Annotated in this window: 18 protein-coding genes and 1 pseudogene; 12 read left to right on the forward strand and 7 right to left on the reverse strand. The window is 55.4% G+C overall.

Features of this window, described 5'->3' with window-relative positions; genetic code table 11:
• The first annotated feature begins 73 nt into the window (after nucleotides 1–73).
• The 10 genes and pseudogenes from DM872_RS02360 (at nucleotide 74) to folK (ending at nucleotide 12,494) form a co-directional block, all read left to right on the forward strand.
• Complete coding sequence (locus DM872_RS02360; protein ID WP_256873270.1) at nucleotides 74–1,171, forward strand: WD40/YVTN/BNR-like repeat-containing protein; 1,098 nt, start codon at nucleotides 74–76, stop codon at nucleotides 1,169–1,171.
• Nucleotides 1,172–1,227: 56 nt separating this feature from the next.
• Nucleotides 1,228–3,648 carry an efflux RND transporter permease subunit gene (locus DM872_RS02365; protein WP_280359978.1) on the forward strand — a complete coding sequence of 807 codons (2,421 nt, stop codon included), beginning with the start codon at nucleotides 1,228–1,230 and terminating at the stop codon, nucleotides 3,646–3,648.
• A gap of 119 nt (nucleotides 3,649–3,767) precedes the next feature.
• Nucleotides 3,768–4,559: a hypothetical protein gene (locus DM872_RS02370; protein ID WP_179057930.1), complete on the forward strand. Its 792-nt coding sequence runs from the start codon at nucleotides 3,768–3,770 to the stop codon at nucleotides 4,557–4,559.
• 1,159 nt (nucleotides 4,560–5,718) lie between these two features.
• Nucleotides 5,719–5,901 (forward strand): annotated as a pseudogene (locus DM872_RS30810) (HAMP domain-containing protein); the annotation flags it as partial.
• Nucleotides 5,902–6,051: 150 nt separating this feature from the next.
• Nucleotides 6,052–6,756 (forward strand): methyl-accepting chemotaxis protein, encoded by a 705-nt coding sequence (locus DM872_RS30815; RefSeq protein ID WP_444860444.1) that lies wholly within the window; start codon nucleotides 6,052–6,054, stop codon nucleotides 6,754–6,756.
• Nucleotides 6,757–7,422: 666 nt separating this feature from the next.
• Entirely contained in the window at nucleotides 7,423–8,805 is a 1,383-nt protein-coding gene (locus DM872_RS02380; RefSeq protein WP_179057932.1) for an aminomethyl transferase family protein, read from the forward strand.
• A 161-nt stretch (nucleotides 8,806–8,966) separates the two neighbouring features.
• Nucleotides 8,967–10,121 (forward strand): epoxide hydrolase family protein, encoded by a 1,155-nt coding sequence (locus tag DM872_RS02385; protein ID WP_179057933.1) that lies wholly within the window; start codon nucleotides 8,967–8,969, stop codon nucleotides 10,119–10,121.
• 68 nt (nucleotides 10,122–10,189) lie between these two features.
• The gene (gene purU / locus DM872_RS02390) at nucleotides 10,190–11,065 is read left to right on the forward strand and encodes a formyltetrahydrofolate deformylase (protein WP_179057934.1); all 876 of its coding nucleotides are present in this window, start codon (nucleotides 10,190–10,192) and stop codon (nucleotides 11,063–11,065) included.
• Nucleotides 11,066–11,079: 14 nt separating this feature from the next.
• Nucleotides 11,080–11,949, forward strand: coding sequence for a bifunctional methylenetetrahydrofolate dehydrogenase/methenyltetrahydrofolate cyclohydrolase FolD (gene folD / locus DM872_RS02395; RefSeq protein WP_179057935.1), 870 nt, complete (start codon nucleotides 11,080–11,082; stop codon nucleotides 11,947–11,949).
• Between the two features lie 8 nt (nucleotides 11,950–11,957).
• On the forward strand, nucleotides 11,958–12,494 hold the full coding sequence (gene folK, locus DM872_RS02400; RefSeq protein WP_179057936.1) for a 2-amino-4-hydroxy-6-hydroxymethyldihydropteridine diphosphokinase: 537 nt from the start codon (nucleotides 11,958–11,960) through the stop codon (nucleotides 12,492–12,494).
• Between the two features lie 211 nt (nucleotides 12,495–12,705).
• Here folK and DM872_RS02405 read toward each other — a convergent pair whose 3' ends face one another.
• Together DM872_RS02405 and DM872_RS02410 are read right to left on the reverse strand one after the other, a co-directional pair.
• Nucleotides 12,706–13,410 (reverse strand): abortive infection family protein, encoded by a 705-nt coding sequence (locus tag DM872_RS02405; RefSeq protein ID WP_179057937.1) that lies wholly within the window; start codon nucleotides 13,408–13,410, stop codon nucleotides 12,706–12,708.
• Between the two features lie 215 nt (nucleotides 13,411–13,625).
• Nucleotides 13,626–14,312 (reverse strand): hypothetical protein, encoded by a 687-nt coding sequence (locus DM872_RS02410; protein ID WP_179057938.1) that lies wholly within the window; start codon nucleotides 14,310–14,312, stop codon nucleotides 13,626–13,628.
• 255 nt (nucleotides 14,313–14,567) lie between these two features.
• Between DM872_RS02410 and DM872_RS02415 the strand changes: the two genes are divergently transcribed.
• Nucleotides 14,568–16,331 carry an ATP-dependent nuclease gene (locus DM872_RS02415; RefSeq protein ID WP_179057939.1) on the forward strand — a complete coding sequence of 588 codons (1,764 nt, stop codon included), beginning with the start codon at nucleotides 14,568–14,570 and terminating at the stop codon, nucleotides 16,329–16,331.
• Nucleotides 16,328–18,061, forward strand: a complete 1,734-nt coding sequence (locus tag DM872_RS02420; protein WP_179057940.1) for a UvrD-helicase domain-containing protein — start codon at nucleotides 16,328–16,330, stop codon at nucleotides 18,059–18,061. The genes DM872_RS02415 and DM872_RS02420 overlap by 4 nt, the downstream gene beginning before the upstream one ends.
• 162 nt (nucleotides 18,062–18,223) lie before the next feature.
• Here the strand turns inward: DM872_RS02420 and DM872_RS02425 are convergent, their stop codons facing one another.
• The 5 genes from DM872_RS02425 to ntrB form a co-directional block, all read right to left on the reverse strand.
• A complete protein-coding gene (locus DM872_RS02425; RefSeq protein ID WP_256873271.1) occupies nucleotides 18,224–18,928 on the reverse strand; it encodes a hypothetical protein in 705 nt (234 codons plus the stop codon).
• Complete coding sequence (locus DM872_RS30680; RefSeq protein ID WP_179057941.1) at nucleotides 18,925–20,118, reverse strand: methyl-accepting chemotaxis protein; 1,194 nt, start codon at nucleotides 20,116–20,118, stop codon at nucleotides 18,925–18,927. The genes DM872_RS02425 and DM872_RS30680 overlap by 4 nt, the downstream gene beginning before the upstream one ends.
• A 125-nt stretch (nucleotides 20,119–20,243) precedes the next feature.
• Nucleotides 20,244–21,491, reverse strand: a complete 1,248-nt coding sequence (locus DM872_RS02435; RefSeq protein ID WP_179057942.1) for an alginate export family protein — start codon at nucleotides 21,489–21,491, stop codon at nucleotides 20,244–20,246.
• A gap of 346 nt (nucleotides 21,492–21,837) precedes the next feature.
• The gene (locus tag DM872_RS02440) at nucleotides 21,838–22,629 is read right to left on the reverse strand and encodes an ABC transporter ATP-binding protein (protein ID WP_179057943.1); all 792 of its coding nucleotides are present in this window, start codon (nucleotides 22,627–22,629) and stop codon (nucleotides 21,838–21,840) included.
• Nucleotides 22,630–22,708: 79 nt separating this feature from the next.
• Nucleotides 22,709–23,566 carry a nitrate ABC transporter permease gene (gene ntrB / locus DM872_RS02445; protein ID WP_179057944.1) on the reverse strand — a complete coding sequence of 286 codons (858 nt, stop codon included), beginning with the start codon at nucleotides 23,564–23,566 and terminating at the stop codon, nucleotides 22,709–22,711.
• Between the last annotated feature and the right edge of the window lies 1 nt (nucleotide 23,567).

Below are 23,567 nucleotides of genomic sequence, written 5' to 3' on the forward strand. Positions count from 1 at the left end.
CTCGCTAATGGGGCCGGGGCGACATACGTCGCTCCAGGCCTGCTTATGAATGTTTTTTGCTGTTGGAGTGAATATGGCTAACCGGATTCTCTCGTCCATGCAGTTCAGGCTGAGGATTCTCATGGTCGCCACAGTAGTGATGCAGGCCGCCATGCAGACCATGCCTGTTGTCGCTGCTGAACCCCTGCGTGTGCTCAAGGAATCGTCAACCATCAGTGCCAAAGCACAGAGATCGGTTCTGCTTTCAATTACTCATGCTGGTAATCGATTGGTAGCGGTAGGTGAGCGCGGAATCATCCTGCTCTCCGACGACGCCGGGCAGAACTGGCGACAAGCTTCATCGCCGGTGAGCGTAACTTTGACCGCAGTCCAGTTTGTCAACGCGGATCAAGGATGGGCCGTCGGGCATCTTGGCATTGTGTTGCACAGTGCGGACGGCGGAGAAACCTGGACCCGGCAACTGGACGGCATTCGTGCTGCCGAGTTGATGATGGAACAGGCCAAGCAGAGTGGTAACGGCCAGGCGATCAAGAATGCCGAGTGGCTGGTCGCTGACGGCCCTGACAAACCTTTCTTGGACCTGGCGTTCATCGACCAATCCACCGGCTTTATCACCGGCGCCTATGGGTTGATCTTCATGACCCGTGATGGTGGGAAGACCTGGCTGCCATGGGCGCAGCACCTCTCCAACGACTCAAGCCTGCACCTCAATGGCATTACAGCCAACGGGAAGAACATCTTCATTGTCGGAGAACGCGGGCTTTTGCTGCGCTCTTTAGACGGAGGGGAAACATTCGCGACGATGGAATCTCCCTATGAGGGGAGTTTCTTCGGAGCCCTGTCAACCGGCGCCGGCGATGTCCTGATCTACGGACTGCGTGGCAACGCCTACCTCTCCCGTAACAACGGGGAAAGTTGGCAGAAGGTGAGTATTAAAACTGACGCAGCTATCTCCTCGGCCGCGCAGAGGCGCGACGGCAGCTTGCTGCTTGCCAGCCAGGCGGGCGAGGTGTTCACCAATAGGGGAGGGGGCGCCAGTTTTGAAACGCTGCCGTGGCGCGGCGCAGGTTCTGTTTCTGACATTACCGAAACGCCGGCGGGCGAACTGTCAGCCGTGGGATTGCATGGTTTGGAGCGGGCCCCGCTCGACCAAGGGGCCGCCGCCGAGTGAGGCGGCATCGTCTCCGCCATACACGGTCATTCACTTCGTCAGATTAGGGGCATCCCGTGACCATTGATATCGCTGCACAAAATAAAGACATAGTGGCGTCCCTTGAGGACTTTGACACCAAGTCAGGCGGCCTCGTTGAGCGAGCCATTTTCAATCATCGACTGCTGGTGATCCTGCTGTGCGCGCTGGCAACTGCTCTCTTGGCGTACCAGGCATTGGGTATCCGGCTGAATGCCAGCTTCGAAAAGGCCATTCCGACCAACCATCCCTATGTGGTCAATTTCCTGGAGAACCGCAAGGACCTGAGTGGGATTGGCAACTCTATTCGAGTCGCGATCTCCACAAAGAAAGACAGCATCTTCGACAAGACCTATCTCGATACGTTGGCCAAGATCAACGACGAAATCTATCTGCTGCCGGGCGTCGAGAAGCCCTACATGAAGTCGCTGTGGACGCCTAGCACTCGTTGGCTGGCGGTGACCGAAGACGGGCTTGACGGCGATACTGTTATTCCTGCGACTTACGATGGTTCGCCCGAGAGTCTGGAACAGATCCGTCAGAACGTAGCGCGGTCGGGGGAAATCGGTCAGTTGGTGGCTGGCAACTTCAAGTCCAGCGTGATCTATGTACCGCTCTTGGACATCAATCCGGAAACCGGAAAGCCCCTTGATTACGGCCAGTTCTCTCGGCAGCTAGAGGAGATCCGCGCAAAATATCAGACCGACGATATCCAGATTCACATCACCGGGTTCACCAAGATTCTTGGTGACCTGATCGAAGGTCTTACGCAGGTGATGATGTTCTTCGTCGTCGCTGTGGCCATCACCATCGTTATCCTTTACTGGTACACCCGCTGCGTGCGCAGCACGCTGATTGTCGTGTCGTGCTCATTGATTGCGGTGCTGTGGCAGTTGGGGCTGCTCACCATCCTAGGCTATGAACTGGATCCTTACTCGATTCTGGTGCCGTTCCTGGTGTTCGCCATTGGCATGAGCCATGGCGCGCAGAAAATGAATGGCATCATGCAGGATATTGGCCGCGGCCTACATCGCATCATCGCAGCGCGCTACACCTTCCGCCGGTTGTTTGCCGCGGGTCTTACCGCATTGCTTTGTGATGCCGTTGGATTTGCAGTGCTCATCGTCATCCAGATTCAGGTAATTCAGGATCTGGCCATTACCGCAAGCATCGGTGTCGCGGTCCTTATTTTCACCAACCTCATCCTGCTGCCAGTGCTGCTCAGCTACATCGGAGTGAGCAAGAAGGCTGCCGCACGCAGCCTTGCGGCCGAGAGCGAGGAACTGACTTCGAAGAGCAAGCATCCGGTCTGGGCTTTCCTGGATCTGTTCACTCGTCGGTCCTGGGCTACTCCAGTGTGCATACTGGGTTTCTGTTTGGCGGTATTCGGCTTCGTCGTCAGTCTCAATCTGAAAGTGGGGGACTTGGACCCGGGTGCACCGGAGCTTCGTTCCGATTCACGCTACAACCGTGATGCAGCGTTCATGACCCAAAATTATGCTGCCAGTACGGACATCTTTGTGGTGATGATCAAGACGGGCGAGGACCAATGCACTCATTACTCGACACTGTCCGCTGTCGATGCACTGGCCTGGAAACTGGAGCAGCTCCCGGGCGTTGAGTCCACCAACTCCATGGCATCGTTCAGCAAGATTGCCACCTCCGGCTACAACGAAGGCAGCTACAAATGGTACGAACTGATTCCCAATGACAGCGCTTTGGGGACGGTTCAGGGGCGTGCGTCTCGTGAGCTCTTCAACCAGGACTGCTCGCTGTTGTCGCTGTACGTCTACCTGACCGACCACAAGGCGGACACCTTGACTCGGGTCGTAGATGCCACTGAGTCCTTCATCGCTGAAAACGATCTCGGCAATGCGAAGTTCATGCTGGCGGCTGGGAGCGCGGGTATCGAGGCCGCAACCAATATCGTCGTGAAAAAGGCGATGCGAGAAATGCTCTTCTGGGTCTATGGGGCAGTGATCATTCTTTGCTGGGTGACCTTCCGCTCTTGGCGTGCGGTACTAACCGCGGTGCTGCCTTTGGTACTCACCTCGATTCTATGTGAGGCGCTTATGGTTGGCCTTGGCATGGGGGTGAAGGTTGCGACGCTTCCAGTGATCGCACTGGGCGTAGGGATCGGGATCGACTATGCCCTGTATGTACTGAGCGTAACCCTGACAAGGCTGCGTGCTGGGGACTCGCTTTCACTGGCCTATTACCGATCCCTGCTGTTCACCGGGAAGGTGGTGATGCTCACAGGTGTCACACTCGCGGCTGCAGTGGCAACTTGGGTCTTCTCGCCCATCAAGTTCCAGGCAGACATGGGCATATTGCTGGCTTTCATGTTCGTGGTGAACATGCTTGGAGCCTTGATTCTGTTGCCAGCCTTAGCTCATTTCCTACTCCCCAGGAAGCTCTTCGATAAAGCGCCTGACGAGGTCAGCAAGGCAAGGAGCTAAACGTTTCCCGCAGCGCGAGTGAGGTGGATGGACGCGCGCTGCGGGCTTTTCAAACCGCGTCATCCTCTCGTTCTGACGACACGTCGCCCACAATAAAAAACAAGAAAGGCCCGCCTGACATGGATCGCACCAATACTCTGCCCCCTCCAAAACGGGGTGGTATTCACCCTATGCGGATTTGCATTGCTGTTCTTCTGATTCTCATCGTGCCTGCCATTGCATGCGCGCAGGCGAATACGCAGGCCCTGTACCAAAAGGTCCGTTCGTCGTCACTGCTAATCGCCACCCATGCCCTGATCTACTACGGGGCCGAAAATCGTTTGAGCGATCCGCGTAGTCTTGATGCCTATCAGAAGAGCTACCAGGACCTACAACAATTGGTGGAGGCGTTGGGTTATCCGCAATCGCTGCAGCGCCCCGTCGCGGAGATGAGCGCGCTCCTTCCCCAACTGGAATCTGGAGCCACGGATCATTCGGTCAGCTATCCGGACCTTCTCATAGGCCTGATGGATGCAGATGCCGAGATGAAGAAAGCTGTTGCCAGTGCTTATGCAGACGCGAGCCCCGAGCTCTCCCAAGCTCGCTTGATGCTGCGGGAGTTGAGCGAGCGCATTGGCGATTTGTTGATCTCTAATCAGGCTCGCATCACGCGAGTGGTCGGTGAGTACTCGGTGGCCTATGAGGCTCAAGATGCCGAGGCCAAGGACCAGCGAATCAATGAACTGTTCGAGGCGCTGAAAGTGCAGCTGCCTGAGCATGCCAAGGTTCTGACTGACCAGCATCGTGTGTTCCGTTTCGCCCGTGGTCATCTGCTCGGTAACAACTACAAGGCGGTGTCCGGGAGCGCGGCGTTTTACCTAGGATCGGTCATCGCAAAGCTCGATGAGTTGGCCGGACAAACCGCTCCTTGAGTTGCCATAGCATCGACATTTCTCCCGGCTAATGGATGCTGAAGTCCGCCAGAAAGACGCGGCCTTTCAGCCGATCCCTAGAAGCAAAATACCGCTGCCTTGCCGTATCCACAGGTCAGTCGACTGCCGCTTGGCGTACAACAATCACGGCAACAGGAGACGTCTAGTGAATAGCGTGTTGTACCCTGCCATCAACCTGATGAACCGCATGAGCTTCGGCATGAAGTTCAGTCTGATCAGTGTGCTGTTCTTCCTGCCCATGCTGGTCACCAACTATCTACTGGTGCGCGAGTCCTATGACGCTTTCGTCGATACGCGTACCGAGCTGCAGAGCCTGGCGCTGCTCAAGCAGGGCCAGCAGCTGCGCCAACAGCTGGAGCGTCTCAGCGACCTCTACGAGATCAATGCTGTGCTCGCCGAGTCAGATCACGCGCCGACGATCATCGCCTTGATCACTCCATTGGAGAAGGGCATCGCTGAGACCTTGGGCGCGCTCGAACCCCCTAGCAGCGATGCTCAGGAAACCGAGGAGTTCAATGACCAGCGTGAGGTAATCAAGACCACTCTGGACGCGGTAGCAGCAGAATCATCCCTGCGCAGCAAGGCCAGCTTGGTGACCAAGGCGCTGGATAACTCCGAGTTGTTCATCAAGCTCATTGCCAGTGAGTCCGGACTCAGTCAGGACGGTGATCTGAGCGTACGCCAGATCAGCGAGCTATTAACCAGCACAAGCCAGCCGGTAACGCGTGCCATCAGCAAGGGGCGTGCCCTCGGCTCCTACTCCCTGGGCCAGGGCATCCTCGGCGCTTCCGACATCACCAAGCTCGACGATCTGCTACTGGAGCTAGAAAAGCTGCATGCTGAATATGGTTTCAAGCTGCAGGGCGTACTCGAGGGCAATGTCCAGGCCAAAAGCGCCCTGGGCGGAGTTGCCGAAGCCAGCCACCGTAGCTTGACCGATATCGCCAAGGTGCTTGAGGGGCAGTTGCTTACTGCTGACAGCCTGAATACTCCCTGGATGGGCTTCTACGACGAGACCAGCGCTGCCATCGACAAGACCTATGCGCTGAACGATGGCGTGCTTGGTTTCCTAGAGCAGGAGCTGAGCCACCGCCTGGAGCAGAAGCGTCTGCAGATGATCCTACTCGTAGTTGCCCTGATGGTGCTGTTCCTGTCCATCGTTTACCTCTACGGCGGCTTTTACGTTTCCACTCTCGCCACGCTCAAGGGGTTTGCTGTGACTCTCGGCCAGGTCGCTGGCGGCGACATGACGGTGCAGGTTAACGTGCAAAGCAGCGACGAGCTGGGCGAGCTGGGCGCGGTGTTCAATAGCACCGTGGCGAAGATCCGCGACCTGATCGAGTTGGTCGGCCAGACCGTCATTGAGGTAGAGCGCCAGGCCGACCGCGTCGAACTGGTGTCCGGTGAGAGCAGCCAGGCAGTGAGTGCCCAACGCGGGCAGATCGAGCAGGTGGCCACCGCAATGAACGAGATGTCCGCCACCGCTCAGGAGGTGGCGCGCAGCGCCGCCGCGGCAGTGGGTAGCGCACAGAGCGTCAACGAGGAGACCGTGAGCGGCCGTGCCATGGTCAGGTCGCAGGTCGACAGTATCCAGCGTCTGGCCAGTGAGATCGACCAGTCGGTGGGTGTGATCAACCAACTGGCCGCCGACAGCGCCTCGATCAGCCAGGTGCTGGACGTGATCAAGGAGATCGCTGGGCAGACCAATCTGCTGGCGCTCAACGCTGCCATCGAGGCAGCGCGGGCCGGCGAGCAGGGCCGTGGTTTCGCCGTCGTGGCCGATGAAGTGCGTAACCTGGCTAAGCGCACCCATCAGTCCACCGAGGAGATTGAGCAGATGATCGTCCGTCTGCAGGGTGGTGTGGGCGCTACCGTGATCGCCATGAACGGCAGCCATCAAATGGTCGAAAGCACGGTCAGCCAGTCGAGTCAGGTGCAGCAAGCGCTGGATAACATACTCAGCGCGGTTGGCGTGATCGTTGATCAGAACCAGCAGATCGCCGCCGCCGTAGAGCAGCAGACCGCCGTGGCTCACGATATCGACATGAACATCGTCGAGATCAATCAGGCCGGCGAACTTACTGCTGAAGGTGCCATGCAGACTGAGCAGGCTAGCCGCTATCTATCTGGTCAGGTGGCGCGGCTGAAGGAGCTTATAAGCGCATTTCGTGTCTGATCTGATCGGCGGGCATCGTTTTATATCGCCCGAATGCCACTGAACCATTAGCCGTGACCGAGGGGTAGCGCAGTGACCTTTCGGCGACCGGTCTCGATCAGTGTCTCTTGCGTAGCTTCGCGCAGCCTAGCTAGAGCGAGGCAGATGATCGAGCATCAACCAGCGGAGCGTTCTTCAGCCGACCAGGCCTATGGACGTTCCGCGCAAGCTCGCGCTCATCCGGCGATAGTCTGCTCGATCTCCTTAATGAGGCGACAGCCGGCTGATTCATCCAACGCCTGAGGGGCTCCGGTCAAAGGCACTTCCTTTCCCGTATTGGCCTGCAAATGCTTTGTGCTATCCGAAGATTCGACAGCGAGGCTAAGTGAGCAGAGTTCTTAGCCAAGTCTCGGATCTAACTCGGAAACTTTCCGCACATCTATCACTGGATGGCCCTCAGAGTTAATAGGCCACTGCTCTTATCTTCGTATGAACATGCAGAGATTCCGATACCTTTTTGGTATGAGGCGGCGGGAAATAAGGTATTGGAGATATCGAGCATCGCTGGATATCGTACTTCTAAGCGGCCCATAGATTGGTGCTGAGTTATAGACCATACCACATAGACGTACGGCCCGTAGGTTCTGCGGCTTTCTTTAGTTATTGGCAAAAAATAAGAGAAATTTTATGACTAAGCATACAAAGACATTCGGTCCCAGCCCTGTAATTCCTGTCGATGAACGGTCTGTCACTAGTCATATGGTGCATTTCGTATCCTATGCTTCCAATCCTATTCTTGCTGGCTTGCAGCCGCTTGAATACACCGGATGGAGAGATGAATCTCTTTCTTGGCATGACTCTAGTTACATTCACGCAAATCTCAATCCCTCCCCGACTTACCGCTTCTGGGGGCCGGACTCTATTGAGTTTCTCAAGAAATACTGCGGGAATTCTTTTGAAAAGTTCCCAGTTGGATTCGCTAAGCACGGCATTATGCTGGACGAGCAAGGGCGGATCATGGTCGATGGTTTGCTGGTTCGCCGCGAAGAGGATTACATCACTTACTGGATGAATCCTTGGTTGCAATATTGCGTAGAAAATAGCGACCTTGACGTCCAGGGTGAGGATGTTACCGGCAAAGTGTTCATGTTCCAGTTGGGTGGTCCGACCTGCTTGCAGGTACTAGATGCAGCTAGTGGTGAGAACTTGCACGACATCAAATTCATTCACCATCGAATGAGTAAGATTGCAGGTCGAGATGTAATGATCCTGCGCGTCGGTATGGCTGGCTCCCTGGCTTATGAGGTTCATGGGAATGTAGAGGATGCCATTCCTGTTTATGAACAGATTCTCAAGGCTGGCGTAAAGTACGGTTTGAAGCGATTGGGTACCCCCGCTTACAATATGACCCATTGGGAGAATGGATTCCCACAAGCCTATCTCGATTTCCCCCTTCCTTGGTTTGAGCACAAAGAATTTGCTGCATGGCTCCGTGAGCGCGAAATTGGGTTCCTCTGCGATCCCGAAATTGTTAAAGATTCTTTGTCTGGCAGCGTCGGTCAAGATTTCGCAGCTCGTTACCGAAACCCGATTGAGTTGGGTTGGGGTAAGACCATTAATATGGATCATGAGTTTGTTGGAAAGAAGGCTATTGAAGAGCTAAAGGCAAAGTCATCGCGCCAGATGGTAACTCTTGAGTGGAATAAAGAGGATATCCTTGATATCCACCGCTCGCAATTGGCCGATCCAGTCCCTTATAAAGATATTTCTAGTCCCGAAGATCTGGCATTTGGCGGTATCTATCCAGCCGATTGGGTTTTGAATGATAAGGGCGAGCAAGTAGGTGTCAGTAGCGGTCGGATGGTGTCCTGGTTCTATCGGGAAATGATTTCGCTCTGCTCCATTGATGAAGAGTACCTGAGCGAAGGCACCGAGGTCTGGGTTCTCTGGGGGGAGCCCGGTACTCGGCAGAAGAAAGTGCGCGCTAAAGTAGCTCGGTATCCCTACTTCAATGAATGCCGGAACCAGAAGGTAGATACCAGCCTGATCCCCGTTGGTACGATGGATTGATAGAGATACTCTGGTTCTAGGTCGAGTTGAATTCTAGGGTCAGAAGATCTTTATATGAAATCCAAGACGGTGGCATTTATGCCACCGTTTTTCCAGCTGCGGGTTGTATTTCATTCCAATTATGTCTGCTTGCATATTGGAAGCTGTGGGGGGAGTTCTTCATGAATCCGACGCCCTATGAAATTTGCGTGCCTCAAGTAGTACTAAATGACTTGAAGCAACGGCTAATTGGCACTAGATGGATAGATGCGATTGAGGAGTCGCAATGGTTATATGGTGCCGATATTGATGTTGTTAGAGAGTATATAAGCTACTGGCGTGACGATTTTGATTGGCGTAAGCAAGAAGCTATTCTGAATAGCTGGAATCACTATACGTCAGAGATCGATGGTGTTGAGGTGCACTTCATACACCACAAAAGCCAATTTCCTAATGCTGTTCCTTTGCTGCTGCTGCATGGTTGGCCGAGTAGTTTTGTACAGCTCCTCCAACTGGCACAGCAAATCATTAATACAAATAGCGAAAGCCTCTCTTTCGATATTGTGATTCCATCGTTGCCAGGGTATGGCTTCTCAGGAAAGCCGGCAGTAAGTGGATATGGAACCAGGCGCGCAGCTCGTGCTTTGAATCTGTTGATGACTAGCGTTCTTGGTTATCAACGATATGGGGTTCGCGGGGGGGACATAGGGAAGCTGATTACAGACTGGTTGTGCAGTGATTATGCAGAGAGAGTAATAGGCGCGCATCTGGCAGAAATTATCATGCCTGGACCGTGTGAAGTGCCAGCTAATGCGTCGGAAGCAGAGGCGGAATATATCAAGAAAAATAACTTGGTATGGCAAGAAGAGATGTCCTACTGCCTCCAGCATATGACAAAGCCTCAAACTCTTGCTTATGGGCTTAATGACTCGCCAGTGGGTTTGCTGGCATGGATTCTAGAGAAATTTCAACGTTGGGCCGGAGTGGATGGGGATTTGTCTAGGCGATTTACCAAAGATGAGCTCCTGACCAATATCACTCTCTACTGGGTCACGCAGACGATAGCTTCATCTATACGAATCTATTACGAATTCTGTAGGGAAGACTATTCCAGTCAGGATTGTAGAGCTGTCCCAGTCGCTTTCTATCATGGCTCCAAAGATATGTTTCCGAATGCACCGCGAGAGTGGGCTGACCGGTTTTATAACGTTGTCAGTTATTCCGTATGCGAATCTGGTGGACATTTCCTGGAGTGGGAGGAGCCGGTCTTGGTGGCTGAGGATTTGCGTGAATTCTTCTCCGGTTTGCGGAGTTCAGCTTTTTCTTTTGGCTCTTGAATGTAATCGCAGCTATGTGTGGGTAGGATGGCTGTGGTTCTGATAAAACATAAAATTTAGGTGATTGCATGACTTATAAATCTCAAGAATCAACTTTTATATTGAATGTTAGTTGCAAGGCCGGGACAGGAATTTTGGCGGCAATTTCTACATTCCTTGCAGACAGAGGTTGCTATATTTGTGCGGTTGAACAGTTTGATGATGAAACAACTGAAAAGTTCTTCATGCGCGCCGTGTTCAGGATGGAAAGCCAAGATATTTCCATTGGCCAGATGCGCGAAGAATTTGTTGAGGTTTCTGAAAAATATGGCATGACATGGCGGTTCTATGATGCCGTTGAGCCTGTTAAAACGGTAATCATGGTTTCGAAGTTTGATCACTGCCTGAATGATCTGCTCTATCGCTACAAAAAAGGTGAGCTTAACTTGGAGATTGTTGCCGTCATCTCCAATCATCAAGATCTGCGAGGTATGGTTGAGCGCGAAGGTATTCGATTTGTTCATCTGCCTGTTGATAAGGATAATAAACCTGCTCAAGAAGCTCGCTTGCTCGACATCGTTAGCGAAACTGATGCTGAGTTGGTAATTCTTGCGCGTTACATGCAAATTCTTTCCGACAATCTAAGTCGCGAATTGTCAGGTAAGTGCATTAATATTCACCACTCGTTCCTGCCTGGATTCAAAGGTGCCCGCCCATACCATCAGGCTTTCGAGCGCGGAGTTAAGCTAATTGGCGCAACTGCTCATTATGTGACTTCCGATCTGGACGAGGGTCCAATTATCGAGCAAGTCGTGGCTCGAGTTGATCATAACTATAAGCCTGAGCAACTGGCACGTGTGGGTCGAGAGAACGAGTGTTATGCATTGGCTTCGGCGGTCAAGTGGCATATCGAGCGCCGTGTCTTCTTGGACGACAATAAAACTGTTATTTTCCTTGGCAGTTAAGTTTTGAGGCGCAAATGAAAGTCATTGATGGCAAGCTGTTTGCCGATAAATTATGCGCTTCACTCCAGGTTGAGATTGCGGCGCTAAAAGTATCGACTGGGCTCTATCCAAGCATTGCAGTTGTATTGGTAGGAGATGATCCTGCGAGTCATGTTTATGTGCGTAATAAAGTGAGGCGCTGTGAAGAGGTTGGCATCCGCTCCCTAGAATACCGATTGCCTGTTACTACTGGACAGGCTGAGCTACTGGAGTTGATTGATAGCCTCAATAAGGACAGAGACGTTCATGGTGTTCTGGTTCAGTTGCCACTTCCTCGTCAAATTGATGAAGAAGCGGTGATTGCAGCGATCGATCCAGCCAAGGATGTCGATGGCTTCCATATTGAGAACGTAGGTGCACTCTCTGTCGGCAAGGAGGGGATGATACCATGCACTCCTCTCGGGTCTTTGATGCTACTTGAGGACACCCTTGGGTCGCTGGATGGTTTACGTGCAGTAATTGTAGGGCGTTCTAATATCGTCGGAAAACCGATGGCTAGCCTGCTGCTGAAAAAAAATTGCACAGTTACCATCGCTCATTCAAAGTCCAAAGACTTGGCAGAGGTTTGCCGTCAGGCGGATATTTTAGTTGCTGCCGTTGGTCGCCCGAAGTTGATCAAGGCTGACTGGGTGAAACCGGGAGCTACGGTCATTGATGTCGGTATAAATCGCATCGAAGAGGGTGGTAAAAGCTTGTTGTGCGGTGATGTTGACTATGACGGCGTGGCAGAAGTTGCGGGTGCGCTTACACCGGTTCCTGGTGGGGTTGGCCCGATGACAATTGCTTGCCTTATGTATAACACGCTTACCGCAGCAAAGAGACTTGCCAAGCCTCTTGGTGATTGATCTATATAATGACGGATGAATTGCATACCGTTTATTTAGGTCTTGGATCTAACGTCCTGCCATGGGAGTCTCTCTCTGCAGGATTGGACCGTCTTGAGGGGGTTTTTAATATTCTCGAGAGTTCATCAGTCTATTTTAGCGAGGCTGTAGGATTCGACGGTCCTCCTTTTTTGAATATGGTGGTCAAAGTCTTGACGGAGTTATCTCTCGCTCAAGTCGTTTCGAGTGTCCGTGCTATAGAAAGTGACTTTGGTCGTGCTAATAATGATCTTCTTAAGTGCTCTCGGCGCCTTGATATTGATATTTTGCTATTTGATGACTTGTGTGGATTATTCGGTCATGTGCATTTGCCTCGTCCGGGGATGGTTGAGAGCGCATATGTTTTGGCTCCAATGGCGGAACTGAGTCCTAATCTGGTGCATCAAGGCTCATCAAAGACGTATGAGGATTTGTGGCTGCTATATGGGCATGATTTGCCATTAATACAGAAAGTGAATTTTGAGTGGAATGGTAAAAGAATTTCCTGTGATAAATCTTACCTGTAAACACATTGCTGCTCGCCCATTTTTGACTTGGTAAGATGTTAGTGTTACTCCCTCGGTCATTCCAGTTCGCCACGAATAATCATCGTCCGGCCTCAAGCTCGATTTGCCTAGCGCCGGTAGCCAATGGCTTTAGCAAGTGGTGAAAGGAGGCGCTGCGAAGGGTTGCGAACGGCCAAAAGCAGCCATAGAGCACCTACGAAGCTAGAAGCATTTAGACTTGACTAGCCTCAAACTCCTCAAGCAGGTACAGGGCAGCTGCTCCGGCAAGATTCACACAGAAACCCGCCTCGCTAACTGTTGGGGGTGTGCTGCTTGAGGCTGCGCCATGAGCGTCACCAAGTCTATTCCTCATTTCGCCTATGCCCCAGATGATCGAATTAAGCCCTTCGATAGTTTTCTCAACGGGCTGTCCTTTAACAACAATCCCAAGGGCGTCAATCGCTCTGCTAAATAGCTCTCTGTTATTTTCAGTGGGTTTTCCTCCGCGCTCCTCAATAATCCATTTAAGTGTTGTTTCAAGAAGGCTTCTTGCCGCCGTAATCGCTCCGCTTGGGTCTGTCACGCGGCGATGCAGAGCTTTTTCCCACTTATCTCGTATATTGTAGCTTGGAATCCGAATTAAGAGGTCGGTCAAAACGTCGTCAGCGGGTGTTGGTTGGCCGGAAAGCTCATTTAAATGGCATTCGCCTTCAAATGTAAGTCCGCCATCAACTAGAATAAGGCTGTAAGACATATGACCGGACATGGAGTCTATTTGCGGAATAATTCTCGATATATACCCTTGTTTGTGAGCATAAATAACCGCTTTCGCAATGGCTTGGAATTTATCTGGGTCGCCACTTGCATCTTTTTGGGGGGAGAATGATGTCGCTCCGGACTTCACCTTTCGCAAAACTTCGTGTAGCAGCAAATTCATGGTCGTCGCCCCTGTATCTCTTGTGGTTTTTAGCTCGATCAATCTGTGTGGCTGCTTCGCAATCTCTGTCGGCAGCCGACTGATTGAAGTACGACTGTGGCCGTGAACTCGCATGCTTAATGGCTAGCGAGAGGATCGCTACGTTTCTCCAATGCAGACAGTGACAGCTAAATCTATAGGGTCAGTGTTCACTACTCTGTAAGCCACAATCGAAGCTACAGACCCAGGCTTTTCTTGAGAAGGTCACCGAAAATTGGCCAAATTACAGGCTGAACAGCCGTCCATGCTGGCCCGCAGACTTTTTCAAGTAATCTCTTAGCTTCTTTTCCGTTACCTTCGCTCGCCTCCGCTATGGCGGAAACTAAAATTTCGCGCTGCTCTATTGAAACCACTTCCCCCTGTTTCTCCAGTATCGCAACCAATCTCACTAGAATGTCACTATCCGTACCGGAAACGGAGTCCATCCTTTGCACTACGCTACCGCCTGTGGCGAGTTGTAAATTGGAAAATTGGCCGCCAGAAATGTGTACATTGTTTATGATTCGCTGAACCTTGCTTGGGCGATTAGTTGACTGCCTAGCAGTCTTGTATCCTAGTTCTGTGAGGCCTGCGTATTCTCGCTTGCTATAGCCGCCAATAATAATGAGCCTATCACCAGGCTCATTCTTGTATGCCTCATAAGGCCCGGTATTAATTAGATTCTTTTTTTCAAGATCTGAAAGGGCAATATCGAAATCAACTTGTGTGATATCGTCCCCTGCACAAATAGCCTTGGCGAGATCAGATACTTTAGGGCCTTCATATCCGGAGTTCAGGTGATCAGCATTCAGGTTTCGATCTGAAAAATCTGCTAGAAGCGTGCCAAGAATTTGTTTTTCAGCTTCATCTAAACGTACGGTCATACTAATTCCTTGTAAATAAAAAACTTAATCTTGAGTTATTCAAATAATTGACACTCTTGACAGCCTATCATCTTTTGTCGCTGACCAGCATGGCTGGCCAGAGGATAAATTGTTCACGTTGAGCAATGCGCGTCAGAGGTTGGAGATATGGACTATCGATCTTCAGGACCAGCCACCATTACAATGCTGCTGAGGGGGGCTCGCTGGAACGAGCTTCGACTCTGATCAGAAACTCAAGGATGGAGGCAACCCAGCATGTATCTGGCCGAACTGAATATCTGTAATTTCAGGAAGCTAAGGGATGTCCAGCTGCGCTTTCAGTCCGGCCTGAACGTCCTGGTTGGGGCTAACAACGTAGGCAAGAGCGCTGTAGTCGACGCACTACGGGCATTGCTGGTCGGGTATGAAGAGTCCTATCCGCGCTTCGGAATCGAAGACCGCCATCGTCCTCCGCGGGAAGAGCCAACTGGAGACATCGAGTTCCACTATGTCTTTCGAGGGCTAGGACCCGACGACGAAGCCGACTTTTTGGCCGCACTCAAACTCGGCGCCGTCGGTCAAGTGGAGGCGCACTTTCATGTCCGTTATTCAGATGCGGACCAAGGGGGGCGCTTTAGGGTGCGCCGCTGGTGTGGCGATCATCAGGAGGTGTCGCTGACGGCGGACATGATCGAGAACCTACGTGGGGTCTATTTGCAGCCCCTACGTGATGCAACACAAGGGCTTCGCCCCGGCCGAAACAGTCAGCTTTCGCGCTTGCTTCATTTGCTCACCGATGGAGCAGGTCGCGAGGGCATCAATGACGCGTTGCAGCGTTTGGATAACGAGCTTCGGGAGCATGCTCCTATCCGGAGTACGCAGACTGCAATTACTGATCGTCATAACGCGATGCTTGGAGAGCAGCTACGTCAAGCCCTCACTGTGGGACTGAGTGCCTCCGACTTTCAACGCCTTTCCACACGATTGACACTCTCTGTAGATGACTTCGAGCTTGAGCAGAACGGCCTGGGCTTCAACAACTTGATTTTCATGGCTGTGGTACTCAGTGAGCTGGCTCGTAACTCTGACGCGGCATACCGCGGCCTAATCGTGGAGGAGCCGGAAGCGCACCTACATCCTCAACTGCAGGCAGTGCTGTTGAGATATCTGGCGAGCTTGCAGGAGGTGGATGGAGAACAGCCTGTTCAACTCTTCGTGACGAGCCATTCACCCAACTTCGCCAGCAATGCAAATCTCGATTGCCTCGTTTGCTTGGTGGAGTCGGCGGGACGAGTCGAGACGTTCTTTCCGCGCGAAGTAAGGTTTGAGAGGGGCAAGCGGGAAAAGCTGGAGCGATATCTCGATGTCACTCGTGCGGAGCTGTTCTTTGCACGGCGGGTCATTTTTGTTGAAGGGGCAGCAGAGATGATGCTCGTCGATGCTTTGGCCACCGCGGCTGGCTTCGACTTACATGGGCATGGAGTGAGCCTCATCAGCGTCGAGGGACTCAATTTCGATTCCTTCCTTCCACTGTTTGGCGAGAACGCACTAAAGATTCCTGTCGCGTTGATCACTGACGCTGACCCATCAGGGGTCGTGGTTCCCGGTCAACCGGCCCAGCCCTTGTATCCTGCCTTGGGGGCTGATGTTCAGGTTTCTGACAACACGGCCAATATGCTTGAGCTTGAGGACAGATACGTCCAAGTTTTCCATGGCGTTAAAACGCTGGAGTACGACTTGGCTCTGCATCCGAACAATCGCGCAGCCATGTTGGTTGCCTTGGCTGAAATCCATCCTCAGATTGCTCAAGACCTTGAGGTGGTCGTTAATTTGGCCCCTGACGATGCAGCTAAGGCAAAAGCACTGTTCTGTGGAATGTTTGAACGTCCATCTACCCAGAAGAACGTGCAGAAGGGCCGCTTTGGTCAATCCCTGGCCTATGTAATCGGAGAGGGAGCCGCCTGTGAGGTCCCACCTTACATCCTCGATGCGATCGTTCATGTGTGCCAGGTACCGGACGCAGGAGCGGAGGCAGAATGATTGAGCCATCCCCCGAACAGCAGCTCGTCATCGATGCTCCCCTGGTACCCCTAGCCGTTACGGCATGTGCGGGAAGTGGCAAGACGGCTACTGCCATTCAGCGTCTAGTTGAGATGCGCCGACGCCTTGGTGGAGCGAGGGGACGCATAGCACTGCTGTCATTCTCTAATGTGGCCGTGGAGACATTTCGGCAGGGTTACCAGGAACTTTCGCAAACACTGCCGAATAGCTCCGGTCGAAGCAGGGTTGATATCGATACGCTGGATAGCTTCATGACGACCCACGTCATGAAGGCCCATGGTCACCGCACTATGGGAGCAAACCAGACAGCTTTTCTAGTAACCGGCGGAGAGCCTTTCCTGGCTGGGTTCAATTGCCCAACGCGGGATCACCCGATACCTGTAAGCGACATCAAGGTTCGATTTAGCGCTGGTCAGCCGCTCTTCTACTACACGGTACATGGTAACGAGATGCCGCTTAACCAGCTGGATGCTAGTCGAGTGGTTGCTAGATTGGGACGCGTGGGGGGCTATACGCACGATCTGGGACGCTATTGGTGCTACCGCGTCCTAAGTGAGCAGCCTGTGGTGCTTAGAGCTTTGGCTCGACGCTACCCTCATATCATCGTCGATGAGGCCCAGGATATTGGAGTCCTGCATCAAGAGCTTTTGGAGCTTCTGATTGGTGCTGGCGTGCAGGTGTCGCTGATTGGTGATCCAAATCAGGCTATCTATGAGTTCGCTGATGCCGACGGTCATTTTTTGCGGAACTACCACGAGCGGGAAAGAGTTGTTCCTTACAACCTGACTCGCAACTATCGCTCCGTGCCCTCGATCCTGAGTGTTGCAAATTACCTTTCGGGAAGGGCGGATGATCCTGATCGTGCTGACGAACCCCCACCTCTCGGAGCCTACTTCATTGGCTATAACGAGCAGGCGCTTCCACCTCTGTTGGATGCTTTCCATGCAGAACTGAGGCGGCAAGCAATCAACCCTGATAGATCGGCTGTCGTATGTCGTGCGGCTGCAATGGCCTCCAGGCTGTCGGGAGAAAGAGATCCTGAAGGACGGGGAGTAGTGAAGCTGTTTGCCGAAGCCGCGGTACTTCGAGATCAGAACTCCGACTTCCTGGGGGCATTCAGAATGGTCGCTCGAGGCATTGTCAGTCTCTTGAATGGCCCACCCCCAGGGCTTCTCAATAGGCTGAGTGGCGTCACTCATGATCGTGATTTGCGCGAGCTGCGACGTCGGCTGTGGTTGTTCACTAGAGATGCTGCTCAGGGTTTGCCGGCTTCAAGTCTGCCTGCCTCAGGCCAATGGCTTCCCCTGCTGCAGGGGCGAGTTGCTCAGCTGCTTCGTGACATTCAGCGTGATTTTGAGTTGATCGCACTGGATGGGCTGACACGCCGGCTAACGCGCGCCTCGCTGCCTGCTGGGCCACTTAGTGTGGGGCTTGAGGTGGCGGTTGAGCAGGAGCCCAAGGCCCGCGTGAGAACCGTTCACCAAGTTAAGGGTGAAAGTATTGATGCCGTCTTATATGTGGCCAATCGGGCCAACATCGAAGCCATGCTGGCAGGAATGAATACTGAGGTAGGCCGTATTGGCTATGTTGCGGTGACTCGCGCCCGCGATCTGCTTTGGTTGGCGGTTCCTGCGACCGCCTTGGTTGCCTTGAGACCTCAGCTGGAGCGGGCCGGCTTTCTCGAAGCTGGTCAGGCTCTTGCTGGGTAATCGTCCGCTCTTGGCCGGTAGCTACCTGTCATGAAGGGCAGCAATCGGCAGTCGAACGCAGTCGGTAGCGAATGGCAGCTAGCGGTTGAATCCACAGTTGGTTGTGGACACCAGTACGTCACGGGAGCGTTCCTGGCTCCTGGCTCCCAATGAGGAACCAGGTCATGAGGCGCGGAGGTGTCCAGCAGGTCGGATACCGCTTTGAATCGCTTCGATTCGCGCGTCGATCAGTGGAGTGAGCAAGGCATAGAGTTCGGTAGGCCGGAGAGTGGATCGTTGTTTGCCCAGCAGTTCAATGGACAGTCGCCCCAGGGCCGTGCGAAGAGGCATGTCCGCATCCTTGAGAAGGCGATCATGCAGGTACTGCAGTTGGATGCGAAGCTCCAGCGGGCAGTGTTCCTGGGCTGCCGCCCGTATCGAAAGGCCGCGCAGTCGGCCGAGCTCTTCGACTTGCCAGCACCGCTCGGCGACCTCCGGTGTGAGTGCCAGCAGGTGGCAGCGTTGCAAGTCCAGGTGCTGGATGTGGGCGAGTAATTGCTCCAGCAGACGGCAATGTCCGTCGAAGTCCTCCGGCGTGAGCAGCAGGCGTTGCCAGGCTCGGTAGTTTCCAGCATCGGTCCAGGCCCGCCAGGAACGTTCCAGTTCGGCTTCAAGCTTCCGGCGGTGGTGCACGGCGTCAGCACTGGTCTGAGCACCTAGCGCACGATGGCGCTGGACGCCCTGCATGAGTACCAGGCCCAACTGCAACATATCGCGCAATTCTTCTTGCTGGCGGAACTGCCGGCGTCGATCGGCCAGCCACAGGACAACGCAGGACGCGGCCAGGGCGGCCAGTACGGCCAGTGCGGGCAGGCTCTCTATGATCATGGCGTTGCGTCGCCTGTGAGTCGGGTGAGGTAGCGGGTGAGGTCATGCAGCTCATGGGTCTGCCGGCTTTGCACCTGAAGGCTGGTGCTGATCTGCTGGAGCTGTTCGCCGAGGTCCTGGTTCGCCTGGTGATGTTCGACCAGCGCCTGTTGCATGCCGTCGAAACGCTGCAGGTTTTCCTGGCTTTTGCGGGCCAGCCGGTCAAGGCTCTCGGCGAGGCTATTGCTCTGGCCGCTGCCACGCTCCAGCAGCTCGCGATGGTGTTCGACTTCCTTGCTTACCTGGTTCACGGCCCCGGCGATGGATGTGGCGGCGGCGATGATGTCGCGCGTGGTCCTGTCGGTAGCGGTCGCCATCTGCCGGACTTCGTCTGCCACCACCGCGAAACCACGCCCTTGCTCGCCAGCACGGGCAGCCTCGATCGAGGCGTTCAGGGCCAGTAGCTGGGTTTGCTTCGCCAGGTCCTGGATGCCTTGCACCGACTGTTCGACGAGCGCGGTACTTTGCAGCAATTGCGTCACCGCTCGGGCGGTGTCGCCCAGGCTGCTGCGGATGTCAGCCATCCCGGTCCCCAGTTCCCGCGCCGCCCGGCAGCCGTCCTCGCCCTGGGCATGGGCGGCCGCAAAATCCGAGCGGGCGCTGCTGGCCATTTCGTCCACGCTGGCCAGGCTGCGTTCAATCTGTTCGCTCGCGGCTGCGATCATGTTCACTCGCTGGCTTTGCTCGCCGCCCTGGACATTGGCCTTCTGCGCCAACTGCTCCAGTGCCTGGCTGGCGAAGCGCACCTCACTGTTCAGGCGATCATTGCCGCGCAGACGTTCACTGCACTCGACCAGCAGGGTGGCTTGATCGTTGGCGGATTGGGTACGGAGCAGGCGTGCCAGTTCGTCGAACCAGAAGGCCTCGCTGTAGCGCTGGCGCAATTGGTGCAGATGTAGGGAAATGCCCAGGTAGAGTGTTCCCAGAACAAGCCCAAATGCCATTGTCGGCTGACCTGCATGCGCGCAGGCCGCCGCGCCAAGCGCGGTACCGATGGGGACCCATGCACCATGCTGAATGCTGGCGACGAGGGCGATACCTGGCTCGAATGGCGGATAGGTTGTCCATTGCCGAGGCGTTCGCTGGAGGTCCTGAACGAGTCTGGTCGCTCCTTCGATTCCAGTTACACGGGAGTCAGCGAGATTGCTCATGGTTGGATTCCCACGTGAAGTGAAGACTGTCCGTTGTTCATGGTTGTGCTGCGTCCTCGCGAGACGTCCAGCAGGATCGGTGTGGGGGCAAGACGCCCGCACACCGATGTACCCAGCCGTTACGGTCAGTAGGTGTATTGCACCTGCACCCAGAGCTTGTCGGTATCGACCGTGCGGGCTCGATCATCCGAGTCGTAGCTGGCGTACTTGAGCAGTCCGACCAGACCTTTCACGCCTGGTATCGGATGGGCGTAGGACAGGTCGATCTCGCTGCCGTAGCTGTCGCTGCCCTGCTCGGTGTCGAAGTCGTGGTACCAGGCTTGCAGGCTGCCGCCGGCCAATGGCGCGGTGAACCCCAGGTAGGCGTCCTCGATGCCGTCAGCCGGCGTGGTGAGGAACTGGTCGGCCCAGCCCTGGAAGATGTGCTTGGTTGCCAGCGGCGTCTGGAACGCTCGGTTGCCGGGGCCGCTGTCGCCGCCCAGTACCTCGTAGCCGCCCTTGAGCTGTACGCCGTTGAAGACATACCCCAGCTCCGCCAGGTAGTACTCACTGTCCAGGTCCAGCGGGTTGTCGGCGTAGTCCTGCTGGCGTGCGTACTCCAGCGCATAGCTGAAACCGGCCAGCGCACCGTTCAGGCGCAGGCCGCTGGTCCGGCTGGACAGGCTGCCCAGTGGGGAGGTCGCAGTGGTCGCAATGTTGTCCAGGCCGAGCAGGTAGCTGTAGGCGGTCACTGCGAGTTCCGGCCGCACCAGGTACTGGGCATTGAACAGGTGACTGTGGCCTTCGATGTTGGCGGGGTTGGTACGGTTATCGAAGCGGCCGTTTTCCGGGCCGAAAATGGTGTTGATGTTGTCCAGGTAGCTGTAGGTCAGGGTCAGGCCATCAAGGGGCTTGAGCTGGGCCAGTGCAGCGTCGTAGGTCTGCTCGTTCTGCCGCCAGGCCGAGCCGCCGACAAAGCGTTGGTTGTCCAGGTTGATGCGTTGGCGGCCCAGCACGGCGCTGCCGAAGGCCTGGTCATAGCGCAGCAGGGCCTGGTTGACTTCGGTGCCGTCGGGGTCGACCACCATGGCGTAGTTGGTCTGGCCGTTGCGGGTGCTGTTGTAGGCGGCATCGCCGAGGCGGCTGACGTTGTCCACTTCCACTAGGCCCGAGAGGCCGTACCACTTGCCGGTCTGGAAGCCGACGCGGGTGCGCAGGGTCTGGGCATTGGCGTCGCGCAAGTTGTTGTTCTGGTCGACGTTCTCAAAGCGGTAGCGGGCATCGAGGATGGCTTTGCCCCCAGTGAACAGGTTGCTAACGTCCTCTGTGGCCAGGGCGGCGTGACTGGTGCCGGCAACGGCCAGCGACAGCAGAGCGGGTTTCAGCATGTGCATAGCGGACTTCCTAGGTCTGAAAAGCGCAAAAAAAACGTCACGGTGTCCGCGCTCCGGGTGGAGAGGGGATTCCGCGACGTCGTTGTCGGTTGAGTGGCAGACACGCCGTTGTGCTGACCGGGGAAGGTCTTAGCAGGCACTGTGCCAGTTTGTTCAACTACTTGATTTACATGATGTTTGTTTAGCGACAAGAACATTTGGCGATTACGTCATGCACCTGCGCGGGCAAGGTTGCATTGGCGGGGTGCGAAGCCGGGTACGGGGGCCCCTGCATGGGGCATGCGGGCAAGTCAAAACGCGAAAGCCCGGCACGGGGCCGGGCTTTCGCGAAGGGCAGGGCGGATACCTAGGCGGCGGGGCGCTGCTGACGTTGGTAGAGGAACTCCAGCACTGCGGTGCGGTACTCGTGGTAGCGGGCATCGTTGGCCAGGGCCAGGCGGTCGCGTGGGCGCGCCAGCTCGACCTGGACGATATCGCCGACGGTGGCCGCCGGGCCGTTGGTCATCATCATGATGCGGTCGGAGAGCAATACGGCCTCGTCCACGTCATGGGTGACCATCACCACGGTACTGTGGGTCTCGCCGACGATGCGCAGCAACTCGTCCTGCAGGTGCGCGCGGGTGAGGGCGTCCAGGGCGCCGAAGGGCTCGTCCATCAGCAACACCTTGGGTTCCATCGCCAGCGCACGGGCGATGCCCACGCGCTGCTTCATGCCGCCGGAGATTTCATTGGGGTGCTTGTGCGCCGCATGATCCAGGCCGACCATCTGCAACGCCGCGGCGGTACGTTCCTTGAGGCGGGCCTTGCTTTCACGGGCGCCGAAGACCCGCTCTACGGCGAGATGGACGTTGCCGAAGCAGGTCATCCAGGGCAGCAGGCTGTGGTTCTGGAACACCACGGCGCGCTCAGGGCCAGGGCCGTCGATTTCCCGGCCATTGCAGATCAGCCCGCCGTCGCTGGCATCCAGCAGGCCAGCGATCAGGTTGAGGACGGTGGACTTGCCGCAGCCGGAGTGGCCGATCAGCGAGACGAACTCGCCACGGGCGATGCAGAGGTTGACGTCGCTGAGGGCCTGGAAACGACCCTTGCGCGTATCGAAGTGTTTGCTGACGCCGGTCAGCTCGACGAACTTGTCCATCAGGGTTCTCCTGCTCTTGGTAGGAGCGAGCTTGCTCGCGAATGCGGTTCGCGAGCAGAGCTCGCTCCTACAGGAATGGTCAGTTGTTGTAATCGAAGCGCTTGGCCAGCCACAGCAGGCTCTGTTCCAGGGCCAGGCCCACCAGGCCGACGATGATGATGGCGATGAGGATGTGCTCGACGTTGAGGTTGTTCCATTCGTCCCACACCCAGAAGCCCAGGCCGGTGCCGCCGGTGAGCATTTCCGCCGCCACGATCACCAGCCAGGCGACACCGATGGCCAGACGGATGCCAGTCATCAGGTGAGGCAATACGGCCGGGAACAGGATGCGGGTGAGGACCTTGAACTCGGAGAGCTTCAGCACCCTCGCCACGTTGAGGTAGTCCTGCGGCACGCTGGCCACCCCGGCGGCGGTGTTGAGGATGATCGGCCAGATCGAGCTGATGAAGATCACCCAGATCGACGCGGGGCCAGCGGCCTCGAACACCAGCAGGCCGATGGGCAGCCAGGCCAACGGCGACACCGGGCGCAGCAAGCTGATGATGGGAGAGAGCATCCCGGCCAGGAAGGTGAAGCGGCCGATGGCGAAGCCCAGGGGTATGCCCACCAGCGCCGCCATACCGAAGCCCAGGCCGACGCGGCCCAGCGAGTGCAGGATGTTCCAGCCGATGCCCATGTCGTTGGGGCCGTTGTCGTAGAAGGGATCGGCAAAGAGTTCCAGCGCCGAATGCCAGGTCGACAGTGGCCCCGGCAACCCTTCGCTGCGCGCCGCCACCAGGGCCCAGAGGCCAATGAACAGCAGCAGGCCGAGCAGTGGTGGGACCAGCGCCCTCGCCAGGTTGCTGAATAGCTCCGCGCCTGGTCTGGCCAAGCGTGGATGCGAGCTGGGTGCGGCCTTGGCCGGCAGTGGCAGCGGAGGATTTACCGGAGCGTTCATC

Source organism: Pseudomonas taiwanensis (assembly GCF_013393345.1).
Lineage (GTDB): Bacteria > Pseudomonadota > Gammaproteobacteria > Pseudomonadales > Pseudomonadaceae > Metapseudomonas > Metapseudomonas resinovorans_C.

What these genes read in the sequence shown, in the direction of transcription:
- DM872_RS02370 (WP_179057930.1), top strand. Translation starts at nt 3,768, where the DNA reads ATGGATCGCACCAATACTCTGCCCCCTCCAAAACGGGGTGGTATTCAC.
- purU (WP_179057934.1), top strand. Translation starts at nt 10,190, where the DNA reads ATGACTTATAAATCTCAAGAATCAACTTTTATATTGAATGTTAGTTGC.
- DM872_RS02410 (WP_179057938.1), bottom strand. Translation starts at nt 14,312, where the DNA reads ATGACCGTACGTTTAGATGAAGCTGAAAAACAAATTCTTGGCACGCTT.
- DM872_RS02440 (WP_179057943.1), bottom strand. Translation starts at nt 22,629, where the DNA reads ATGGACAAGTTCGTCGAGCTGACCGGCGTCAGCAAACACTTCGATACG.
- DM872_RS02425 (WP_256873271.1), bottom strand. Translation starts at nt 18,928, where the DNA reads ATGATCATAGAGAGCCTGCCCGCACTGGCCGTACTGGCCGCCCTGGCC.
- DM872_RS02385 (WP_179057933.1), top strand. Translation starts at nt 8,967, where the DNA reads ATGAATCCGACGCCCTATGAAATTTGCGTGCCTCAAGTAGTACTAAAT.
- DM872_RS02380 (WP_179057932.1), top strand. Translation starts at nt 7,423, where the DNA reads ATGACTAAGCATACAAAGACATTCGGTCCCAGCCCTGTAATTCCTGTC.
- DM872_RS02360 (WP_256873270.1), top strand. Translation starts at nt 74, where the DNA reads ATGGCTAACCGGATTCTCTCGTCCATGCAGTTCAGGCTGAGGATTCTC.
- DM872_RS30680 (WP_179057941.1), bottom strand. Translation starts at nt 20,118, where the DNA reads ATGAGCAATCTCGCTGACTCCCGTGTAACTGGAATCGAAGGAGCGACC.
- DM872_RS02405 (WP_179057937.1), bottom strand. Translation starts at nt 13,410, where the DNA reads ATGAATTTGCTGCTACACGAAGTTTTGCGAAAGGTGAAGTCCGGAGCG.
- folK (WP_179057936.1), top strand. Translation starts at nt 11,958, where the DNA reads ATGACGGATGAATTGCATACCGTTTATTTAGGTCTTGGATCTAACGTC.
- DM872_RS30815 (WP_444860444.1), top strand. Translation starts at nt 6,052, where the DNA reads ATGTCCGCCACCGCTCAGGAGGTGGCGCGCAGCGCCGCCGCGGCAGTG.
- DM872_RS02415 (WP_179057939.1), top strand. Translation starts at nt 14,568, where the DNA reads ATGTATCTGGCCGAACTGAATATCTGTAATTTCAGGAAGCTAAGGGAT.
- DM872_RS02435 (WP_179057942.1), bottom strand. Translation starts at nt 21,491, where the DNA reads ATGCACATGCTGAAACCCGCTCTGCTGTCGCTGGCCGTTGCCGGCACC.
- DM872_RS02420 (WP_179057940.1), top strand. Translation starts at nt 16,328, where the DNA reads ATGATTGAGCCATCCCCCGAACAGCAGCTCGTCATCGATGCTCCCCTG.
- folD (WP_179057935.1), top strand. Translation starts at nt 11,080, where the DNA reads ATGAAAGTCATTGATGGCAAGCTGTTTGCCGATAAATTATGCGCTTCA.
- ntrB (WP_179057944.1), bottom strand. Translation starts at nt 23,566, where the DNA reads ATGAACGCTCCGGTAAATCCTCCGCTGCCACTGCCGGCCAAGGCCGCA.